At 54.5% G+C, this 17,052-nt stretch carries 17 protein-coding genes; 8 read left to right on the plus strand and 9 right to left on the minus strand.

The genetic code is table 11. The features are described 5' to 3' along the window. Window positions 1-152 precede the first annotated feature (152 nt). The 4 genes from mepS to yeiP all read right to left on the minus strand — a co-directional run bounded on the left by mepS (window position 153) and on the right by yeiP (window position 3,650). Window positions 153-728: a bifunctional murein DD-endopeptidase/murein LD-carboxypeptidase gene (gene mepS / locus CRO19_RS15655; RefSeq protein WP_097096639.1), complete on the minus strand. Its 576-nt coding sequence runs from the start codon at window positions 726-728 to the stop codon at window positions 153-155. 514 nt (window positions 729-1,242) lie between these two features. Further along, a complete protein-coding gene (locus CRO19_RS15660) occupies window positions 1,243-1,950 on the minus strand; it encodes a phosphatase PAP2 family protein (protein WP_097096640.1) in 708 nt (235 codons plus the stop codon). 44 nt (window positions 1,951-1,994) lie between these two features. Beyond that, on the minus strand, window positions 1,995-2,969 hold the full coding sequence (locus tag CRO19_RS15665; protein WP_097096641.1) for a CobW family GTP-binding protein: 975 nt from the start codon (window positions 2,967-2,969) through the stop codon (window positions 1,995-1,997). A gap of 108 nt (window positions 2,970-3,077) precedes the next feature. After that, the gene (gene yeiP / locus CRO19_RS15670; RefSeq protein ID WP_097096642.1) at window positions 3,078-3,650 is read right to left on the minus strand and encodes an elongation factor P-like protein YeiP; all 573 of its coding nucleotides are present in this window, start codon (window positions 3,648-3,650) and stop codon (window positions 3,078-3,080) included. A 152-nt stretch (window positions 3,651-3,802) separates the two neighbouring features. On the opposite strand from yeiP, the gene CRO19_RS15675 reads away from it, so the two are divergent. Continuing rightward, window positions 3,803-4,057, plus strand: coding sequence for a YkgJ family cysteine cluster protein (locus CRO19_RS15675; protein WP_097096643.1), 255 nt, complete (start codon window positions 3,803-3,805; stop codon window positions 4,055-4,057). A 124-nt stretch (window positions 4,058-4,181) separates the two neighbouring features. On the opposite strand, the gene CRO19_RS26115 is transcribed toward CRO19_RS15675, so the two are convergent. Next, window positions 4,182-4,349 (minus strand): hypothetical protein, encoded by a 168-nt coding sequence (locus tag CRO19_RS26115; protein ID WP_176519160.1) that lies wholly within the window; start codon window positions 4,347-4,349, stop codon window positions 4,182-4,184. A gap of 136 nt (window positions 4,350-4,485) precedes the next feature. Between CRO19_RS26115 and fruB the strand changes: the two genes are divergently transcribed. Genes fruB through fruA form a run of 3 tightly spaced genes read left to right on the plus strand, consistent with a single transcriptional unit; the run spans window position 4,486 to window position 8,265 of the window. After that, on the plus strand, window positions 4,486-5,616 hold the full coding sequence (fruB, locus tag CRO19_RS15680; protein WP_097096644.1) for a fused PTS fructose transporter subunit IIA/HPr protein: 1,131 nt from the start codon (window positions 4,486-4,488) through the stop codon (window positions 5,614-5,616). Beyond that, complete coding sequence (gene fruK / locus CRO19_RS15685) at window positions 5,613-6,551, plus strand: 1-phosphofructokinase (protein ID WP_097096645.1); 939 nt, start codon at window positions 5,613-5,615, stop codon at window positions 6,549-6,551. Before fruB ends, fruK begins: the two co-directional genes overlap by 4 nt. Window positions 6,552-6,567: 16 nt before the next feature. Next, the gene (fruA, locus tag CRO19_RS15690) at window positions 6,568-8,265 is read left to right on the plus strand and encodes a PTS fructose transporter subunit IIBC (RefSeq protein ID WP_097096646.1); all 1,698 of its coding nucleotides are present in this window, start codon (window positions 6,568-6,570) and stop codon (window positions 8,263-8,265) included. Between the two features lie 83 nt (window positions 8,266-8,348). Here the strand turns inward: fruA and nfo are convergent, their stop codons facing one another. Both nfo and CRO19_RS15700 read right to left on the minus strand, forming a co-directional pair. Beyond that, on the minus strand, window positions 8,349-9,194 hold the full coding sequence (nfo, locus tag CRO19_RS15695) for a deoxyribonuclease IV (protein ID WP_097097676.1): 846 nt from the start codon (window positions 9,192-9,194) through the stop codon (window positions 8,349-8,351). Window positions 9,195-9,250: 56 nt separating this feature from the next. Next, a complete protein-coding gene (locus tag CRO19_RS15700) occupies window positions 9,251-10,297 on the minus strand; it encodes a YeiH family putative sulfate export transporter (protein ID WP_097096647.1) in 1,047 nt (348 codons plus the stop codon). 239 nt (window positions 10,298-10,536) lie between these two features. Between CRO19_RS15700 and yieE the strand changes: the two genes are divergently transcribed. The 4 genes from yieE to CRO19_RS15720 all read left to right on the plus strand — a co-directional run bounded on the left by yieE (window position 10,537) and on the right by CRO19_RS15720 (window position 15,015). Further along, window positions 10,537-11,403, plus strand: coding sequence for a DNA-binding transcriptional regulator YeiE (gene yieE, locus CRO19_RS15705; protein ID WP_097096648.1), 867 nt, complete (start codon window positions 10,537-10,539; stop codon window positions 11,401-11,403). A gap of 136 nt (window positions 11,404-11,539) precedes the next feature. Then, window positions 11,540-13,006, plus strand: coding sequence for an amino acid permease (locus tag CRO19_RS15710; protein WP_097096649.1), 1,467 nt, complete (start codon window positions 11,540-11,542; stop codon window positions 13,004-13,006). A 144-nt stretch (window positions 13,007-13,150) separates the two neighbouring features. After that, complete coding sequence (locus tag CRO19_RS15715; protein WP_097096650.1) at window positions 13,151-14,230, plus strand: FecCD family ABC transporter permease; 1,080 nt, start codon at window positions 13,151-13,153, stop codon at window positions 14,228-14,230. Then, window positions 14,230-15,015, plus strand: coding sequence for an ABC transporter ATP-binding protein (locus CRO19_RS15720; protein ID WP_097096651.1), 786 nt, complete (start codon window positions 14,230-14,232; stop codon window positions 15,013-15,015). Before CRO19_RS15715 ends, CRO19_RS15720 begins: the two co-directional genes overlap by 1 nt. Window positions 15,016-15,070: 55 nt before the next feature. On the opposite strand, the gene fghA is transcribed toward CRO19_RS15720, so the two are convergent. Together fghA and CRO19_RS15730 are read right to left on the minus strand one after the other, a co-directional pair. After that, entirely contained in the window at window positions 15,071-15,913 is an 843-nt protein-coding gene (gene fghA, locus CRO19_RS15725) for an S-formylglutathione hydrolase (RefSeq protein ID WP_097096652.1), read from the minus strand. 12 nt (window positions 15,914-15,925) lie between these two features. Further along, window positions 15,926-17,050, minus strand: coding sequence for an S-(hydroxymethyl)glutathione dehydrogenase/class III alcohol dehydrogenase (locus tag CRO19_RS15730; protein ID WP_097096653.1), 1,125 nt, complete (start codon window positions 17,048-17,050; stop codon window positions 15,926-15,928). Window positions 17,051-17,052 lie beyond the last annotated feature (2 nt).

The raw sequence follows: 17,052 nt of genomic DNA on the forward strand, positions 1-17,052 counted from the left end.
ATAACGAGTCAGCAAATAAAGTCTCGTTATATTTTTGATTCTCAATTACTTTTTATGCGTTGGATTTGAGTTAAAAAGCGTTAGGCAAAAAAAAACGCTGCCGGGGCAGCGTTTTCTGATTCTCTGGCTGAGAGGATCTTCAAAGGTGTTCGTTAGCTCGGATTTTTAGCTAAAACCCGACGCGCTTCGCGGTAACGTGCTTTCCAATAACTGTCGTTTAAACTGGAAATCATGACGCCACTGCTGGTAGACGCGTGAACGAAATTATCGTTACCGAGATAGATGCCAACGTGACGACCGGTTGAACCCGCGCGGAACAACACTAAGTCACCTGCACGCAACTTATTGCGTGAAATTTCTTTACCGGTGTCTTGCTGTTCTGACGTTGAACGTGGCAAATCTAAACCGAACTGCTCGCGAAAGGTGCGCTGAACAAAAGCAGAACAATCAATGCCGCGTTTGGTGTCGCCGCCTAAGCGATAACGTACACCTTTCCAGTCACTGTACTGTTCCATGATGCGGGACTTAACGTCCACGTTCTGCACCATTTGTTCAAATTCGTCCTGAGACGCTTGAAGTAAAAAACCATTCTGGTTGTTAACTTCATGATTCTCGTTATTCGCGTTCTGACCGTTATGGGTACTGCTACATGCTGATAAAAGTGTTGCGAGTGCTACTGCGGGAATGATCCGCCTGAGGTATCTCAGTATTGGTTGAGACTTGACCATTATAGGTGTTTTCCTTCGATTTCCTTACGACAGAATGTCGTCAGCCAGATGACAAAACGGATAGAGATTAATAAGTACAACCGTCTAAGACAATTCCTTAATTACTAAAATGTGTTAATGAACACATTTTTGTTGTTTTTGGCACCGCATTTTATGCTGTTGCTTACTAATCGGATTTGAGGTTAACCGATTACAGACCGCGTGGCGAGTGCTTTTATATAAATTTTTATAGCTTTTTTCGATGTGAAATCAATCTGTAACACAAAGGCTATTTTATCAGCAATTCGCAGCGATTTAATAGCCAAATAGCGGTGCAATCAGGGGGTAATTCTGGCGCTAAGGCCGATTTTGAGAGGAGTGGGGCTGGACAAACTCGGAAAAAGGCTATTGTTACGCGTTTTTTATCATAATGTTTTCTTTTATCAGAATAAGGTTAGTTTGCTAATAATCTAATTAAGTTTTCATTAAGCGCGAGCGAGTGACTTTATCTTTTATGATCGCTCGCGCTTAACAATTACGCGTGTGGCTTATATTTGCCCGGAAGTGAACGATTCAACCAATTCACTACCTTGTCGCTGAACGGTGTTAATAAACACCAGCTCATGCCCACCAGAACCACGGATAATGAACCCACAGCGATATCGGTGAACCAATGCGCCCCGGCCATAACGCGCGGCAGAGCGAACACAACGGTAATAATCAAACCCGCCAGGAAGGCGCGGAAGCCGAAATAGCGCCACATAAAGCAGGTAAAAATAATTAGCATCATGCCGTGATCGCCAGGGAAGCTATCTTTCGAAGCATCTTTCGCCGGAATTCCGGTTAATTCACTTACGCGATGCACGTTTTCAAAGAAGAGCGTTGGGCTGGAGTGTTGTACCGGCAGCAAATGGCCGAGCTGGTTAAGAATCACCGCGCTTAGCAGCATGGTGATGCCGATAGCCAGCATGCGACGGCGGCCTTGCGGTGTCTCACGACGCCAGAACCACAGATAAAGCAAACCCATCGCCAGTAGTGAAACCACATCAAAACCGCGGAAGTTAGTGATAGCCACTAAGACAGCGAAGCCGTGATGGTCAACCATCTGATTATTAAAGCCATAAAAAATGGCCTTATCGATACCAAACCAGAACCCGTGATCGGGTGGTAAGTACCATGAAAGGAACAGCATCACCCCCAATGCATTAAGCAGCAGAATGGTGATTAATCGAGAAGCGCGCATAAAAAATAGACTCAAAGTGAAAACAACGTGGCAACCTAACGCATCTAATTTAAACGAATCTTCAACAAGCCCGTCTGCAAAAGATTCCAGTCTGCTGGCTGATGATGGATCAATTCGATACGGCTATCCGGTGGTGTGGTGGGCCGGGTTTCAATAAAGAGGTCCTCACCCTGGCGGTTGATGTTAACCAAACCGTCCGGTGTACGTAACACGCCTTTCACCCGATCAACCGGTGCAAGCCTTGCCCACTCTAGCGCCTGGATCGTATCGAACACCGTATCACCATCAAAAATCCAGCCACAAGAAGCATAGCCTTGGCCTTCATTTAACGCACGTCGCCAGCGCGCCTGACCATCCAGTTTTAATGCCGCCAGCCCTTGTGGACGGGCAGAAGCATGATGATGCGCCGCATCAGGTACCGCACGATCCGCCAAAGCGGGTTGGGTAAGGAGCTCGGGCGCAATCTCTCCCCACGCCGCTTCCACTATTTGACGATCGCCTAAAAACTGCTGCTGCCAATCCTGTAAACGCTGGCGATCTTCATCGCTCCAGCGATCGCTTTTATTGGCGACAATAATATCTGCTGCCACCAGCTGGTCGCGAAAATTCTCGTTCGCCACCACACGTGGATCAGCCAGCTGGCGTGGATCGAGCAGCGTTAAAGTTGCATCAACCTGAATCCAGGGCTGATACACGGCAGCGCGCAGCATATTCAGCAGCTGCTTTGGATGACCAAGGCCGGTAGGTTCGATAATCAGGCGATCGGGTTTAGCCTGTTTCAGCAGCATGTTTAGCCCCACCTGCAACGGCAAGCCATTGACGCAGCACATGCAGCCACCGGGAATCTCTTTCAACGTTGCACCGCGATCGGCCAGCAGCGCGCCATCGATACCAATCTCGCCAAATTCATTGACCAGAATCGCCCAGTTTTCATTGGCAGGTTTAGTGGCTAACAGGTGCAGCAGGGTGGTGGTTTTTCCGCTGCCGAGAAATCCAGTGATGAGGTTTACGCGCGTCACAAAGGGGCTCCCAAAGAAAGAGATAATAGGCGCGCGGAAGTGGGGGATCCGGCGCGCACGGCGTTGTTATACTATAACAATCACCGACGGCCGGAAGGAAGTACGATATCAGTCAGCGCGGCCCATATAACGTCGTTCTGCAATATGAATGCGGATGCGTTCGCCGTTGCTGAGGTATTCAGGCACCTGAATAGACAAACCCGTACTCATAACAGCAGGTTTGGAGCGGGCACTGGCGGAGGCGCCTTTGATGCCCGGCGACGTATCGACAATTTCCATATCAACCGTTTGAGGTAATTCCAGTGCCAGAACCTGGCCGTCCATCGTCAGCACCTGAATGCCCGGAATACCGCCTTCAGGAATAAACAGCAGCTCTTCTTCGATTTGGTCTTTCTTGAAGTTGTAAGGCGTGTAGTCTTCATCATCCATAAATACGTATTCATCACCGTCTATATAAGAGAAGGTGACGGCGCGGCGGCTGAGCGAAATGGCATCAATAATATCGTCGCCCTTAAAACGCTCTTCCACTTTCAAGCCGGTGCGGACATCGGTAAAACGCATCTTATAGAGCGTAGCGGCACCGCGCGCACTGGGGCTTTGCACATCAATGTCTTTCACCAGCAACAGTTTGCCGTTCCAGGTGACTGCCATCCCTTTTTTTATCTCATTTGCCTTTGGCATTGTGCTTTTCTCGCTGACTGAAGGTTAATGCGCGTCACGTTACTCGCGCGACGAAAAACTGGCAAGTGAGGCGGTGTAAAATTGTTGCGCGGGCATGGCATTCACTGCATCAGCCTGTTATTGTCGCGGCGAATTCTCTACAGGAGCGCATGATGTTTTGTCGTGACCAGTGCGGTGCCTGTTGCACAGCCCCCTCAATCTCTTCTCCCATTCCAGGGATGCCGCACGGCAAGCCAGCAAACACGCGCTGCGTACAGCTCGACGAACAGCAGCGCTGCAAAATCTTTGGCTCGCCACTGCGCCCTGCGGTATGTGCCGGTTTACAGCCAAGCGCAGAAATGTGCGGCAACAGCCGCGATAGCGCCATGACTTTCCTGCTCAAACTGGAAGCCGAAACGGCGCCATAAATGGCGGAATATCGCTCACTTAAGCAAAAAAAATGCCTTTTTATACAGGTGCGCATGAATGCGCACCCTACAAAAACCCGGCTTTATCCGCGTAGGGTCACCATTCATGGTGACCGATTCACACTTAACTGACGAGCATTACGCCATAAATGGCCAGCTGACGCAGTGCTGAACGATTTGCCTTAATGTGCCCAGCTGTTACAGCAAATGCATCAGCTTGCCTGACGGTAAAAATCTTAAATTCAGCATGAAGTGTGCGTAGCATCAAAAATCTGCTACTCAGATCGCGCATTTTCTTGCCTGAAGGACATTGCTGTACCATATTCCCTGAAACGTTTCAGCGTTGCGATAACGGCCAAGTCTGTGATGCGTGGCGCCTTTTTTTACCCGATAGCTGAAACGATTCAATACAGCAAGCGAGGAGAGATATGTTCCAGCTCGAAGTTCAGGCTATTCATACCGGTGCTAATGCACAGAATAAAGAAGAGGCCATTCGCCAGGTTGCCGCTGCGTTAACGGCTGCGGGAAATGTGGCCGAAGGCTACGTTAACGGCATGCTGGCGCGCGAACAGCAAACTACGACCTTCCTGGGTAATGGCATCGCCATTCCACACGGCACCACCGACACCCGCGATCTGGTACTGAAAACCGGCGTACAGGTTTATCAGTTTCCACAGGGCGTTGATTGGGGCGAAGGGCAAACGGCGTATGTGGCCATCGGTATTGCCGCGAAATCTGATGAACACCTCGCGCTGCTGCGCCAGCTTACCCATGTATTAAGCGATGACAGTATTGCTGAACAGCTGAAAAGCGCCTCGGCAGAAGAGCTGCGCGCGTTGCTAATGGGCGAAAATCAGGCGGCTGAGTTCAAATTCGATACCTCGCTGATAGCCATAGATGTTGCGGCCAGCGATTTAATTACCTTGCAGGCGCTGAACGCTGGTCGTCTGCAAGCGGCAGGCGCGGTGGATACGTCATTTATTGCCGATGTGGTTTCGCATACGCCGTTGAGTCTCGGGCAGGGCATTTGGCTCAGTGATAGCGCTCAGGGCAATCTCGGCAGCGCCGTGGCGGTAAGCCGTGCTGCTGCACCTTTCCAGCATCAGGGCGAAAATGTCGCGCTGCTACTCACCGTTGCGGCTAACGATCAGCGGCCGCTGGAAGTGTTGGGCTATCTCAGCAATCTGCTGCTGGCCAACAAAGCTGAACGGCTGCTGAAGGCGGATGCCGCCGGCATTTTGGCGTTGCTGACCAGCGAAGTGGATGAAGCCGCCGAGTCGCTGACCGCGGAATTCACTATCCGCAATGAGCACGGCCTGCATGCGCGTCCGGGTACCGCGTTGGTGAGCGTAATCAAACAGTTCAATAGTGACATCACCGTGACAAACCTTGACGGTAGCGGCAAACCCGCCAACGGCCGTAGTCTGATGAAAGTGGTTGCGCTGGGCGTGAAAAAAGGCCATCGCCTGCGCTTTACCGCCAGCGGCGAAGACGCACAGCAGGCGCTGAACGCAATTGAAGAAGCCATTAATTCTGGTTTAGGCGAGGGGGTTGCATGAGCCGTCGTGTCGCAACAATTACATTAAATCCCGCTTACGATCTGGTCGGATACACGCCTGAGATTGAGCGCGGTGAAGTTAACCTGGTAAAAACCACCGGTCTGCATGCAGCGGGTAAAGGTATTAACGTTGCCAAGGTACTGAAGGATTTAGGCATCGATGTCACCGTCGGCGGTTTTCTCGGCAAAGAGAATCAGGATGGTTTTCAGCAGCTGTTCAGCGAACTGGGCATTGCCAACCGCTTTCAGGTGGTGCAGGGCCGCACGCGCATTAACGTCAAGCTGACGGAAAAAGATGGCGATGTGACCGATCTCAATTTCTCCGGATTTGAGGTTACGGCGCAGGATTGGGATCGTTTCACGGCGGACTCGTTAACCTGGCTCGGCCAGTTCGACATGGTATGCGTCAGCGGCAGCTTGCCAGCGGGCGTTGCGCCAGAAGCATTTACCAAATGGATGAGCGATCTGCGCACGCTCTGTCCTTGCATCATCTTCGACAGCAGCCGTGAAGCGCTGGTCGCCGGTCTGAAAGCCGCGCCCTGGTTGGTTAAACCGAATCGTCGCGAGCTGGAAATTTGGGCCGGACGCAAGCTGCCTGCGCTGCAGGACGTGATTGATGCCGCGCATGAACTGCGCGAGCAGGGCATCGCGCACGTGGTGATTTCTCTCGGCGCAGAGGGCGCGCTATGGGTTAACGCTTCCGGCGAATGGATTGCCAAACCGCCCGCCTGTGAAGTGGTCAGCACCGTGGGTGCAGGCGACTCTATGGTCGGCGGCCTGATTTACGGCCTGCTGATGCGTGAATCCAGCGAGCACACGCTGCGTCTGGCAACGGCAGTGGCGGCGATGGCCGTCAGCCAAAGTAACGTTGGCGTTACCGATCGTACCCAGTTGGCCGCGATGATGGCGCGCGTCGACTTACAACCCGTTAACTAACAGCAGGAGAGCGATAATGAAAACGCTGCTGATAAAAGATTCTTCACTGGGACTGGCATCAGGACATCTGGCGCTGGAACGCTTACGCGCCACTGCGGCGCAGGCCGGATTAACACTCACCGATAATGCCGCTGAAGCAGAGCTGGTGCTGGTTGCGGGCCATAACGTGCCTGATGATGCGCAGTTGGCAGGCAAATCTGTGGCGCGGGTGGATGTGCAGCAGGCGCTGCGCGATCCGCTGGCGGCGATCAATCAAGCCAAAGCAAGCGCCAAAACCTGGCAACCTGCGACGTCGGCAGCTGCTGTACCGGTTGCAGCGCAGAGCAGTGGCCAGAAACGTATTGTCGCGGTGACCGCGTGCCCAACCGGCGTGGCGCATACCTTTATGGCTGCCGAAGCCATTCAGGCCGAAGCAACCAGGCGTGGCTGGTGGGTGAAAGTAGAAACCCGTGGTTCAGTCGGCGCGGGCAACGCCATCACGCCAGAAGAAGTGGCCGCAGCCGATCTGGTGATCGTCGCGGCGGATATCGACGTGGATCTGGCGAAATTTGCCGGTAAGCCGATGTACCGCACCTCAACCAGCCTGGCATTGAAAAAGACGGCTCAAGAGCTGGATAAAGCGCAGGCTGAAGCGAAAACTTATCAGCCGAGCGGCAATCAGACGGCTAGCGCGCAGAGCGACAGCAAAGAGAAAGCCGGTGCGTACCGTCATCTGCTGACCGGCGTTTCCTATATGCTGCCGATGGTGGTGGCGGGTGGTTTGAGCATCGCGCTCTCTTTTGCCTTCGGTATTACCGCCTTTAAAGAGCAGGGCACCCTGGCCGCTGCACTGATGCAAATTGGCGGCGGCAGCGCCTTCGCCCTGATGGTTCCGGTTCTGGCCGGCTTCATTGCCTTCTCGATTGCGGACCGTCCGGGTCTGACACCTGGTTTGATTGGCGGCATGATCGCCACCAGCATTAACGCCGGTTTCCTTGGCGGTATCATCGCCGGTTTCATTGCCGGTTATGCCGCTAAAATGCTCAGCAGCAAAGTGAAACTGCCGCAGAGTATGGAAGCGTTGAAGCCGATTCTGATCATTCCGCTGGTGGCGAGCTTAATTACCGGTCTGCTGATGATTTACGTGGTTGGTAAGCCAGTGGCTGGCATCATGAGCGGCCTGACTCACTGGTTGGCCAACATGGGGACGGCTAACGCGGTTCTGCTGGGGGCGATCCTTGGTGGCATGATGTGTACCGATATGGGCGGCCCGGTGAACAAAGTCGCCTATGCATTTGGCGTTGGCCTGCTGAGTTCGCAAACCTACGCGCCAATGGCGGCGATTATGGCGGCCGGTATGGTGCCACCGCTGGCGATGGGCCTGGCGACGATGGTTGCGCGTCGTAAGTTTAATAAAGGTCAGCAAGAGGGCGGCAAAGCGGCGCTGGTGCTCGGCTTATGCTTCATCTCTGAAGGTGCGATTCCATTTGCTGCACGTGACCCAATGCGTGTGCTGCCATGCTGTATCGTGGGTGGCGCGGTAACAGGCGCAATTTCGATGGCGATTGGCGCCAAACTGATGGCACCGCACGGTGGTCTGTTCGTGCTGCTGATCCCAGGCGCGATTACGCCAGTGCTGGGTTACCTGATGGCGATTGTGATCGGTACCGCAGTAGCGGGTCTCGGCTACGCGATTCTGAAACGTCCGGAAGAAGAGCTGGCGAAAGCAGCGTAACATTCGCCAGACGTGAAAAAGGGGGCCTCGGCTCCCTTTTTGTTTCCTGTAGGGGCGCCATTCATGGCGACCTGGTTATCACATTATCCCTGTTGCTCAGCCTTCAACCACGCAATCTCATCCTTCCAGATATCCGGATTGATGGTTTCCAGAATCATCGGAATGCCGTCAAAACGTTTATTCTTCATCAGCCAGCTAAACGCCGTTTTGCCGATATTGCCTTCACCTAAGCTGTGATGGCGGTCAACGCGGCTGCCCAGCGTGCTTTTGGCATCATTCAGGTGCATGCCGCGCAGATACTGGAAACCAACGATGCGTTCAAATTCGCTAAAGGTCTCCACACAGGCTTCTTCGCTGCGCAGATCGTATCCACCGGCAAAGGCGTGGCAGGTATCAATACACACGCCAACGCGCGACTTATCTTCCACATGCTCAATAATGGTGGCGAGATGTTCGAAGCGGAAACCAAGGTTGCTGCCCTGGCCGGCGGTGTTTTCGATGACAGCGACCACACTGCTGGTTTTATCCAGCGCGATGTTAATCGATTCGGCGATACGCTTCAGACAGGCTTCTTCTTCAATCTGCTTAAGATGGCTGCCTGGATGGAAATTCAGCAACGTTAAGCCCAGCTGTTCGGCACGTTGCATCTCGTCGAGAAACGCATCACGTGATTTTTCCAGCGCTTCCATCACCGGATGGCCGAGGTTAATCAGATAGCTATCGTGCGGCAGGATCTGCGCAGAGGTAAAATTGTAGCGATCGCAGGCGGTCTTGAAGGCATCAATGACTTCACCCGAGAGCGGCGCCGCACGCCACTGGCGCTGGTTTTTAGTGAACAGCGCAAAGGCTGTGGCTTCAAGTTCGTGGGCACGGATCACTGCCTGGTCCACGCCGCCGGATGCACTGACGTGTGCGCCGATATATTTCATGCCGCTCTCCTGATTGGGCGATTGCTGCTGCAAAGCGCCCATCATAGCGGATGCCGTTAAGCCATGAAATGTTGCACCAGCATATTGAGTGCGCCGCCGCCCAGAATCAACCAGCCAAACATCACCAGTCCGAGCAGCAGTGGTTTAAAGCCAGCCTGCTTTAATGCGCTAAAGCGGGTGGTCAAACCCAGCGCGGCCATCGCCATTGCCAGCAGCAAATTTGCCAGCTGATTGAGCGTGCCAACCACCTGGGCAGGCAGTAGATGCAGCGAGTTAAACAGCGCAACGACAATAAACAGCAGCGCAAACCACGGGAAGCTGGCGGATGTCGGCTGTGCAGCCTGCTGGCTACGCTGGCGCTTCAACCAGCTACCTAGAATCAGCAAGAACGGCGCCAGCATCATCACGCGCAGCATTTTAGCGATTACCGCGGTGTTTTCCGCCTCGGCGCCCATCGCGTGTCCGGCTGCGACGACCTGCGCCACTTCATGCAGCGTAGAACCGGTGAAGATGCCGAAATGGGCTGCGCTGACGTTAGGCAGCAGCGTCCATAGCAGCGGATAAATCACGATGCCTATCGTGCCAAACAGCACCACCGTCGCCACGGCCACCGCCACTTTTGACGGTGGCGCTTTAACGATAGGCTCGCTCGCTAGCACCGCCGCTGCGCCGCAAATGCTGCTGCCCGCGCCAATTAGCCATACGGTTTCGCGATCCATCTTCAGCAGACGAATGCCGATTAAACAGGTCAGCAGGAACGTTGAGCTGAGCACTAGCGCATCAATCAGCACGCCGCTGATACCCACATCGGCAATCTGCTGCACGGTAATACGAAAGCCATAAAGGATGATACCGAGGCGCAGCAAGCGCTGCTTCGCCAGCAGCACACCACTGTCGCAGTGTTCGGTGATGTGTGGATAAAGAGTATTGCCTAGCACGATGCCCAGGATTATCGCTAAGGTTAGCGCGCCGAATCCGGCACCCGCCAGCCACGGCTGATTGGCTAACCACGCCGCACCACCGGCAATGGCCGCGGTCAGCAGTAAACCCGGCAGCCAGTGATGTAGATGAAACGGGGGTTTATTGACGCTTAGCTCAGCCATATTTTTCTCCTCGTAGGGGCGGCATTCATGCGGATGAAAACCAAAATTAGAAAACGCACATTCCGTAGCGGCGCAATTCATTGCGCGATAAATCGCGCCGCTACAGGATCTGCGATGATTTATGCCGTGAGTTTGTCTAACGTTTTTCCTATGCCTAAATCCTGCGCTGCGCTGGTTTAAAAGTAAAATTGATAATATATTTATAATTAATCGGAATAAGTAATAGATGAGGAGGGCGCATGCACATCACGCTGCGTCAAATTGAAGTGTTTACCGAGGTGCTGAAAAGCGGTTCAACCACGCAGGCATCACAGGTGCTGGCGCTGTCGCAGTCGGCGGTCAGTGCGGCGCTGGCGGATTTGGAGAATCAACTTGGCGTGCAGCTGTTTGATCGGGTCGGCAAGCGTTTGGTGGTCAATGAGCATGGACGTTTGCTCTATCCGCGCGCCGTTGGCTTGATGGAGCAGGCGGGTGAGATTGAGCAACTATTTAAAGAAGATAACGGGGCGATTCGCCTGTTTGCCAGCAGCACCATCGGCAACTATTTGTTACCGGGCATGATCGCCGCCTATCGCCGTGACTTCCCCACGCTGCCGCTGGAGCTCAGCGTCGGCAATAGCCAGGATGCGATTAATGCCGTGGCGGATTTCCGCGTGGATATTGGCCTGATTGAAGGTCCGTGTCACGAGCTGGATATTATCAGCGAACCGTGGCTGGAGGATGAGCTGGTGGTATTTGCCGCGCCCGATGCCGCAATCCTGCAGCAGCCGATTACGCTGGCAGCGCTCGCCGCCGCACCGTGGATTCTGCGCGAGCGCGGGTCGGGTACGCGTGAAATCGTTGATTATCTGCTGCTGTCGCACTTGCCACAGTTTCAGCTCGGCATGGAATTAGGCAATTCGGAAGCGATTAAACACGCGGTGCGTCATGGCATGGGCATTAGCTGTTTATCGCGGCGCGTGATTGCCGATCTGCTTGAGGCGGGCACGCTGGTGGAAGTTGTTGTTCCGCTGCCGCGCCTGACGCGTACGCTCTATCGCATCCACCATCGTCAGAAGCATGTGTCGAAAGCGTTAAGTCGCTTTTTATCGTATTGCCGTGAATAATTGCGGCTTTTATTACGCTGCGGCTAATAATTCCCGGCCGATCATGAAGGTAACTAATAACCCGACGTGAATGCTATACAGCTTGGGTCTTGGTGCTACAATCGCGCCTTATTTTTATCCAGCATAGCGTTTACACATGCATAATGACTCAAAAACAACACAACAACCTGGATTGCGCCGTGAATTAAAAGCGCGTCATCTCACTATGATCGCCATTGGCGGTTCCATCGGTACCGGCCTGTTTGTCGCCTCGGGTGCCACCATCTCTCAGGCAGGACCGGGCGGTGCGCTACTTTCTTATGCGCTGATTGGCCTGATGGTTTACTTCCTGATGACCAGCCTTGGCGAACTCGCGGCTTTTATGCCGGTTTCGGGCTCCTTCGCCACCTACGGCGCCAAATATGTCGAAGAAGGTTTCGGCTTCGCACTGGGCTGGAACTACTGGTACAACTGGGCGGTGACCATCGCCGTTGACCTCGTCGCCTCGCAGCTCGTCATGAATTACTGGTTTCCGGATACGCCCGGCTGGATCTGGAGCGCGCTGTTCCTCGGCCTGATGTTCCTGCTCAACTACATCTCAGTTAAAGGCTTTGGCGAAGCGGAATACTGGTTCTCGCTGATCAAAGTGACCACCGTCATCATCTTTATTGCGGTTGGCGTGTTGATGATTACTGGCATCATGCGCGGCGCTGAAAATGCCGGCTGGCATAACTGGACGGTCGGCGAAGCACCGTTTGCCGGTGGTTTTGCTGCGATGATAGGCGTGGCGATGATCGTCGGCTTCTCCTTCCAGGGCACCGAATTGATCGGCATCGCCGCCGGTGAATCACAGGATCCGGCGAAGAACATCCCGCGTGCGGTCCGTCAGGTATTCTGGCGTATTCTGCTGTTCTATATCTTCGCGATTCTGATTATCAGCCTGATTCTGCCGTACACCGATCCTAAATTGCTGCATAACGATGTCACTGACATCGCCGTAAGCCCGTTCACGCTGGTGTTCCAGAACGCCGGTCTGCTGTCTGCGGCGGCGGTGATGAATGCCGTTATTCTGACGGCGGTATTATCTGCAGGTAACTCGGGCATGTACGCCTCAACGCGTATGCTGTTTAACCTGGCTCGCGAAGGCAAAGCGCCACGTATTTTCGGCAAGCTGTCGAAGGGCGGCGTGCCGCGCAACGCGCTGATCGCCACTACCGTGGTGGCGGGATTGTGCTTCCTGAGTTCGAAGTTTGGTAACCAGGAAGTGTATCTGTGGTTGCTGAACACTTCAGGCATGACGGGCTTTATTGCCTGGTTGGGCATCGCCATCAGCCATTACCGCTTCCGTCGTGGCTATGTGGCGCAGGGGCATAGCCTGGCCGATCTGCCGTACCGCTCCGGCTTCTTCCCGCTGGGACCGATTTTTGCCTTTATTCTGTGTCTGATCATTACGCTGGGGCAGAACTATCAGGCCTTCCTTGCCGATCGTATTGATTGGTACGGCGTAGCCGCAACCTATATCGGCATCCCGCTGTTCCTGATTATTTGGTTGGGTTATAAGCTGGCACGCGGCTCTCGCTTCGTGAAGTACAGCGAGATGGAGTTCCCAACATTTAAAGAGTGAATCGCCATGAATGGCGACCCTACGACACAGAGCGCGCATGATGCGCGCTTTTTTTAACATTTGTTACCTGGATATAATTGATAATTATTATCACCTGCACTATTGTGGCTGCCGTTATGATTTCGACAAGAAACAGGTAGAACAATGCGTACCACGGACGCCACGCTGGTGGCGGAAAACGGCCATCAAGCCGACACCATGACACGTTATCGCCAGGTACTGCGTCAGCGACTGTTGTTGATTGGCGTGTTGGTGCTGGCGATACTGGCATCGGTGATGCTGGATTTCACTCTCGGCCCGGCTGGGCTCTCCCTCGACACTTTGTGGCAAACGCTGACGCATCCCGATGCGGTTGATGCGGGCACGCGCGTGATTGTATGGGACATTCGCTTGCCCTACGCGCTGATGGCAGTGGTGGTGGGGTTTTCGCTTGGTCTCGCCGGTGCAGAGATGCAAACCATCCTGAATAACCCGCTCGCCAGCCCGTTTACGCTTGGCGTTTCGTCGGCGGCGGCCTTTGGCGCCGCGCTGGCCATCATCCTCGGTATCGGTATTCCCGGCATTCCCGATCAGTGGTTTATTTCCGCTAATGCCTTCGTGTTTGCGCTGTTTGCCGCGCTGATGCTGGATGGCGTAACGCGCTGGACTAAAGTTTCGACCTCTGGCGTGGTGCTGTTTGGTATCGCGCTGGTGTTCACCTTCAACGCGCTGGTCTCGATGATGCAGTTCATCGCCAGCGAAGATACGCTGCAAGGCTTAGTGTTCTGGACCATGGGCAGCCTGGCGCGTGCCTCGTGGGAGAAGCTCGGTGTATTAACCGCCGCGTTTGCCATCCTGATCCCGTTCTCCATGCTCAGCAGCTGGAAACTGACCGCGCTGCGCCTCGGCGAAGATCGTGCCGTGAGCTTTGGCATTGATGTGCGCCGTCTGCGTCTGGCGACGCTGCTGCGCATCAGCATTCTCTCCGCGCTGGCGGTGGCCTTTGTTGGGCCGATTGGTTTTATCGGTCTGGTCGCGCCGCACATTGCCCGCATGATGTTTGGTGAAGATCACCGTTATTATCTGCCCGCCAGTGCGCTGGTTGGTGCGCTGGTACTGTCGCTGGCGTCGGTAGCCTCGAAAAACCTGATTCCTGGCGTAATCATTCCGGTGGGGATTGTGACGTCGCTGGTCGGCGTGCCGTTCTTCCTCAGTATTATTCTGCGTCATCGGGGGACGGTGTAATGGAACAGGGATTACGTCTTAGCCATTTCTACGCCGGTTATCCAAAGCGCAAGGTGATTGAAGACCTCAACGTACCCGCGCTGCCGCGCGGAAAAATCACCGTGCTGCTGGGACCGAACGGCTGTGGCAAATCAACGCTGCTGCGCGCGCTGGCCGGTTTGAGCAAAGGGCAGGGTGAGCTGTGGCTCAATGGTGAAGAGCTAATGGGCCAGCCGTTTGCCCGGCGGGCGCAGCGCGTGGTGTATCTGCCGCAAAGCTTGCCAGCGGGCGTGCATTTGCACGTGCTGGAATCAATTATTGTGGCGCAGCGCGCGTCAGGTGGCTTGCACAGCGCCTCGAGCGAAGCGGAGATCATGCATCTGCTGGATCAGCTCGGCATCGCGCATTTAGCCATGCGTTATCTCGATCAGCTTTCTGGCGGGCAAAAACAGTTAGTTGGCCTGGCGCAATCGCTGATCCGCCGTCCGGAGCTGCTGCTGCTGGATGAACCGCTGAGCGCGCTCGATCTTAACTACCAGTTCCACGTGATGGATTTGGTGCGCCGTGAAACCCGTCTGCGCAACATTGTCACGGTGGTGGTGGTGCATGATATCAACATTGCGCTACGTCATGCTGACCATGCCCTGATGCTCAAAGAGGGTAATCTGTTGGCTGACGGCGAACCATCAAAGGTAATAACGCCAGAGACGTTGGCGCAGGTGTATGGCGTGCGGGGGCGTATCGAACACTGCTCGCGCGGCATGCCGCAGGTGATGATCGATGGATTGGCGGAGACGCTGGTTTAAATAAGGTGCGCATGAATGCGCACCCTTCTTAGGGTCGCCATTTCTGGCGACTTCGTTACACCAACAAATGCTTCGCGTGAAAACGCAGATGATCCTCAACGAAGCTGGCGATAAAGAAGTAGCTGTGGTCATATCCCGGCTGAATGCGTAACTCCAGCGGGAAACCTTGCTCACGCGCCACCGCTTCCAGCCGTTCCGGACGCAGCTGATCGGCGAGGAACTGATCGCTATCACCTTGATCGATCAGAATCGGCAAACGCTGCTCGACTTGCTTCATCAATAGACAGCTATCCCATTCGCGCCACGTCTGACGATCCTCTCCCAAATAGGCGGCAAAGGCTTTCTGCCCCCACGGCACTTCAGTGGGATTGACGATGGGCGCAAATGCGGAAGCTGAAGCAAAACGTCCGCCAAGACGCAGCGCCAGCACCAGCGCGCCGTGTCCGCCCATCGAATGACCCATTACCGATTGACGATCGCTCAGCTTAAAGTTATCCGCTACCAGCTCCGGTAACTCTTCGCTGAGGTAGTCGAACATGCGGAAGTTCGCTGCCCACGGGTGCTGCGTCGCATTGAGGTAGAAACCTGCGCCCTGACCGAGATCGTAGCCGCTGTCGTTGGCCACATCGTCACCGCGCGGGCTGGTGTCAGGCATGATCAGCACCAACCCCAGCTCCGCCGCCACGCGCTGCGCACCGGCTTTGGTGGTGAAGTTCTCATCGCTGCAGGTTAATCCCGCGAGGAACCACACCACTGGCGGTGGCGCATCGCTCTGCGGCGGCGGCAGAAAAATGCTGAAGGTCATTGGGCAGTTCAGCACCTCCGACTGATGGCGCCAGCGCTGCTGCCAGCCACCAAAAATGCGATGCTCTTCTAATAGCTCCAAAGTGGATGCCATAACGTCTCCTGATTATTTGGTAAAGTGCACCACTGTTCGGATCGATTTCCCTTCATGCATCAAATCAAACGCGTCATTAATCTCTTCCAGCGGAAGATTGTGGGTGATGAAATCATTTAATGCGAACTTACCGTCGAGGTAATCCTGCACGATGCCCGGCAGCTGCGAACGGCCTTTGACACCACCAAAAGCAGAACCGCGCCAGACGCGTCCGGTTACCAACTGGAACGGACGCGTGGAGATTTCCTGTCCGGCACCCGCTACGCCGATGATGACGGATTCGCCCCAGCCTTTATGACAGCACTCCAGCGCCGAGCGCATCACGTTGACGTTACCGATACATTCGAAGGAGAAATCGACACCGCCATCGGTCAGTTCAACAATCACATCCTGAATCGGCTTGTCGTGATCTTTCGGGTTAATCAGATCGGTTGCACCCAGCTTGCGCGCCAGATCGAATTTGCTGGTGTTGAGATCGATACCGATGATGCGACCGGCCTTCGCCATTTTCGCGCCGATAATCGCGGATAAACCAATACCGCCCAGGCCGAAGATCGCCACGGTATCGCCTTCTTTCACTTTCGCGGTGTTCATCACCGCACCCATGCCGGTGGTGACGCCGCAGCCCAGCAGGCACACTTCTTCCAGCGGCGCTTCTTTGCTGATCACCGCCAGCGAGATTTCCGGCACCACGGTGTATTCAGAGAAAGTTGAAGTGCCCATGTAGTGGAAAATCGGCTTGCCGTCTTTAAAGAAGCGGGTCGTGCCGTCAGGCATTAAACCTTTGCCCTGGGTGGCGCGAATCGCCTGACACAGGTTGGTTTTGCCGGAGAGACAGAACTTACATTTGCCGCACTCTGGCGTATAAAGCGGAATCACGTGGTCGCCTACCGCCACGCTGGTTACGCCTTCACCGATTGCTTCTACTACGCCGCCGCCTTCGTGACCAAGGATCGCCGGGAATACGCCTTCTGGATCTTGCCCAGACAAGGTGTAAGCATCGGTATGGCACACGCCGGTGGCCACGATGCGCACCAGCACTTCACCTTTTTGCGGTGGCATCAGATCCACTTCTTCAATTTTCAGCGGTTCGCCAGCTGCCCAGGCAACGGCGGCGCGGGTTTTAATCATGTTCATGC

Source organism: Candidatus Pantoea floridensis, assembly GCF_900215435.1.
Lineage (GTDB): Bacteria > Pseudomonadota > Gammaproteobacteria > Enterobacterales > Enterobacteriaceae > Pantoea > Pantoea floridensis.

Bases quoted from the DNA above. Each gene is read 5' to 3' on its own strand.
- fruK (WP_097096645.1), top strand. From the start codon at position 5,613: ATGAGCCGTCGTGTCGCAACAATTACATTAAATCCCGCTTACGATCTG.
- yeiP (WP_097096642.1), bottom strand. From the start codon at position 3,650: ATGCCAAAGGCAAATGAGATAAAAAAAGGGATGGCAGTCACCTGGAAC.
- CRO19_RS15710 (WP_097096649.1), top strand. From the start codon at position 11,540: ATGCATAATGACTCAAAAACAACACAACAACCTGGATTGCGCCGTGAA.
- nfo (WP_097097676.1), bottom strand. From the start codon at position 9,194: ATGAAATATATCGGCGCACACGTCAGTGCATCCGGCGGCGTGGACCAG.
- fruA (WP_097096646.1), top strand. From the start codon at position 6,568: ATGAAAACGCTGCTGATAAAAGATTCTTCACTGGGACTGGCATCAGGA.
- fruB (WP_097096644.1), top strand. From the start codon at position 4,486: ATGTTCCAGCTCGAAGTTCAGGCTATTCATACCGGTGCTAATGCACAG.
- CRO19_RS15675 (WP_097096643.1), top strand. From the start codon at position 3,803: ATGTTTTGTCGTGACCAGTGCGGTGCCTGTTGCACAGCCCCCTCAATC.
- CRO19_RS15660 (WP_097096640.1), bottom strand. From the start codon at position 1,950: ATGCGCGCTTCTCGATTAATCACCATTCTGCTGCTTAATGCATTGGGG.
- mepS (WP_097096639.1), bottom strand. From the start codon at position 728: ATGGTCAAGTCTCAACCAATACTGAGATACCTCAGGCGGATCATTCCC.
- CRO19_RS26115 (WP_176519160.1), bottom strand. From the start codon at position 4,349: ATGCGCGATCTGAGTAGCAGATTTTTGATGCTACGCACACTTCATGCT.
- CRO19_RS15720 (WP_097096651.1), top strand. From the start codon at position 14,230: ATGGAACAGGGATTACGTCTTAGCCATTTCTACGCCGGTTATCCAAAG.
- CRO19_RS15700 (WP_097096647.1), bottom strand. From the start codon at position 10,297: ATGGCTGAGCTAAGCGTCAATAAACCCCCGTTTCATCTACATCACTGG.
- CRO19_RS15730 (WP_097096653.1), bottom strand. From the start codon at position 17,050: ATGAACATGATTAAAACCCGCGCCGCCGTTGCCTGGGCAGCTGGCGAA.
- yieE (WP_097096648.1), top strand. From the start codon at position 10,537: ATGCACATCACGCTGCGTCAAATTGAAGTGTTTACCGAGGTGCTGAAA.
- CRO19_RS15715 (WP_097096650.1), top strand. From the start codon at position 13,151: ATGCGTACCACGGACGCCACGCTGGTGGCGGAAAACGGCCATCAAGCC.
- fghA (WP_097096652.1), bottom strand. From the start codon at position 15,913: ATGGCATCCACTTTGGAGCTATTAGAAGAGCATCGCATTTTTGGTGGC.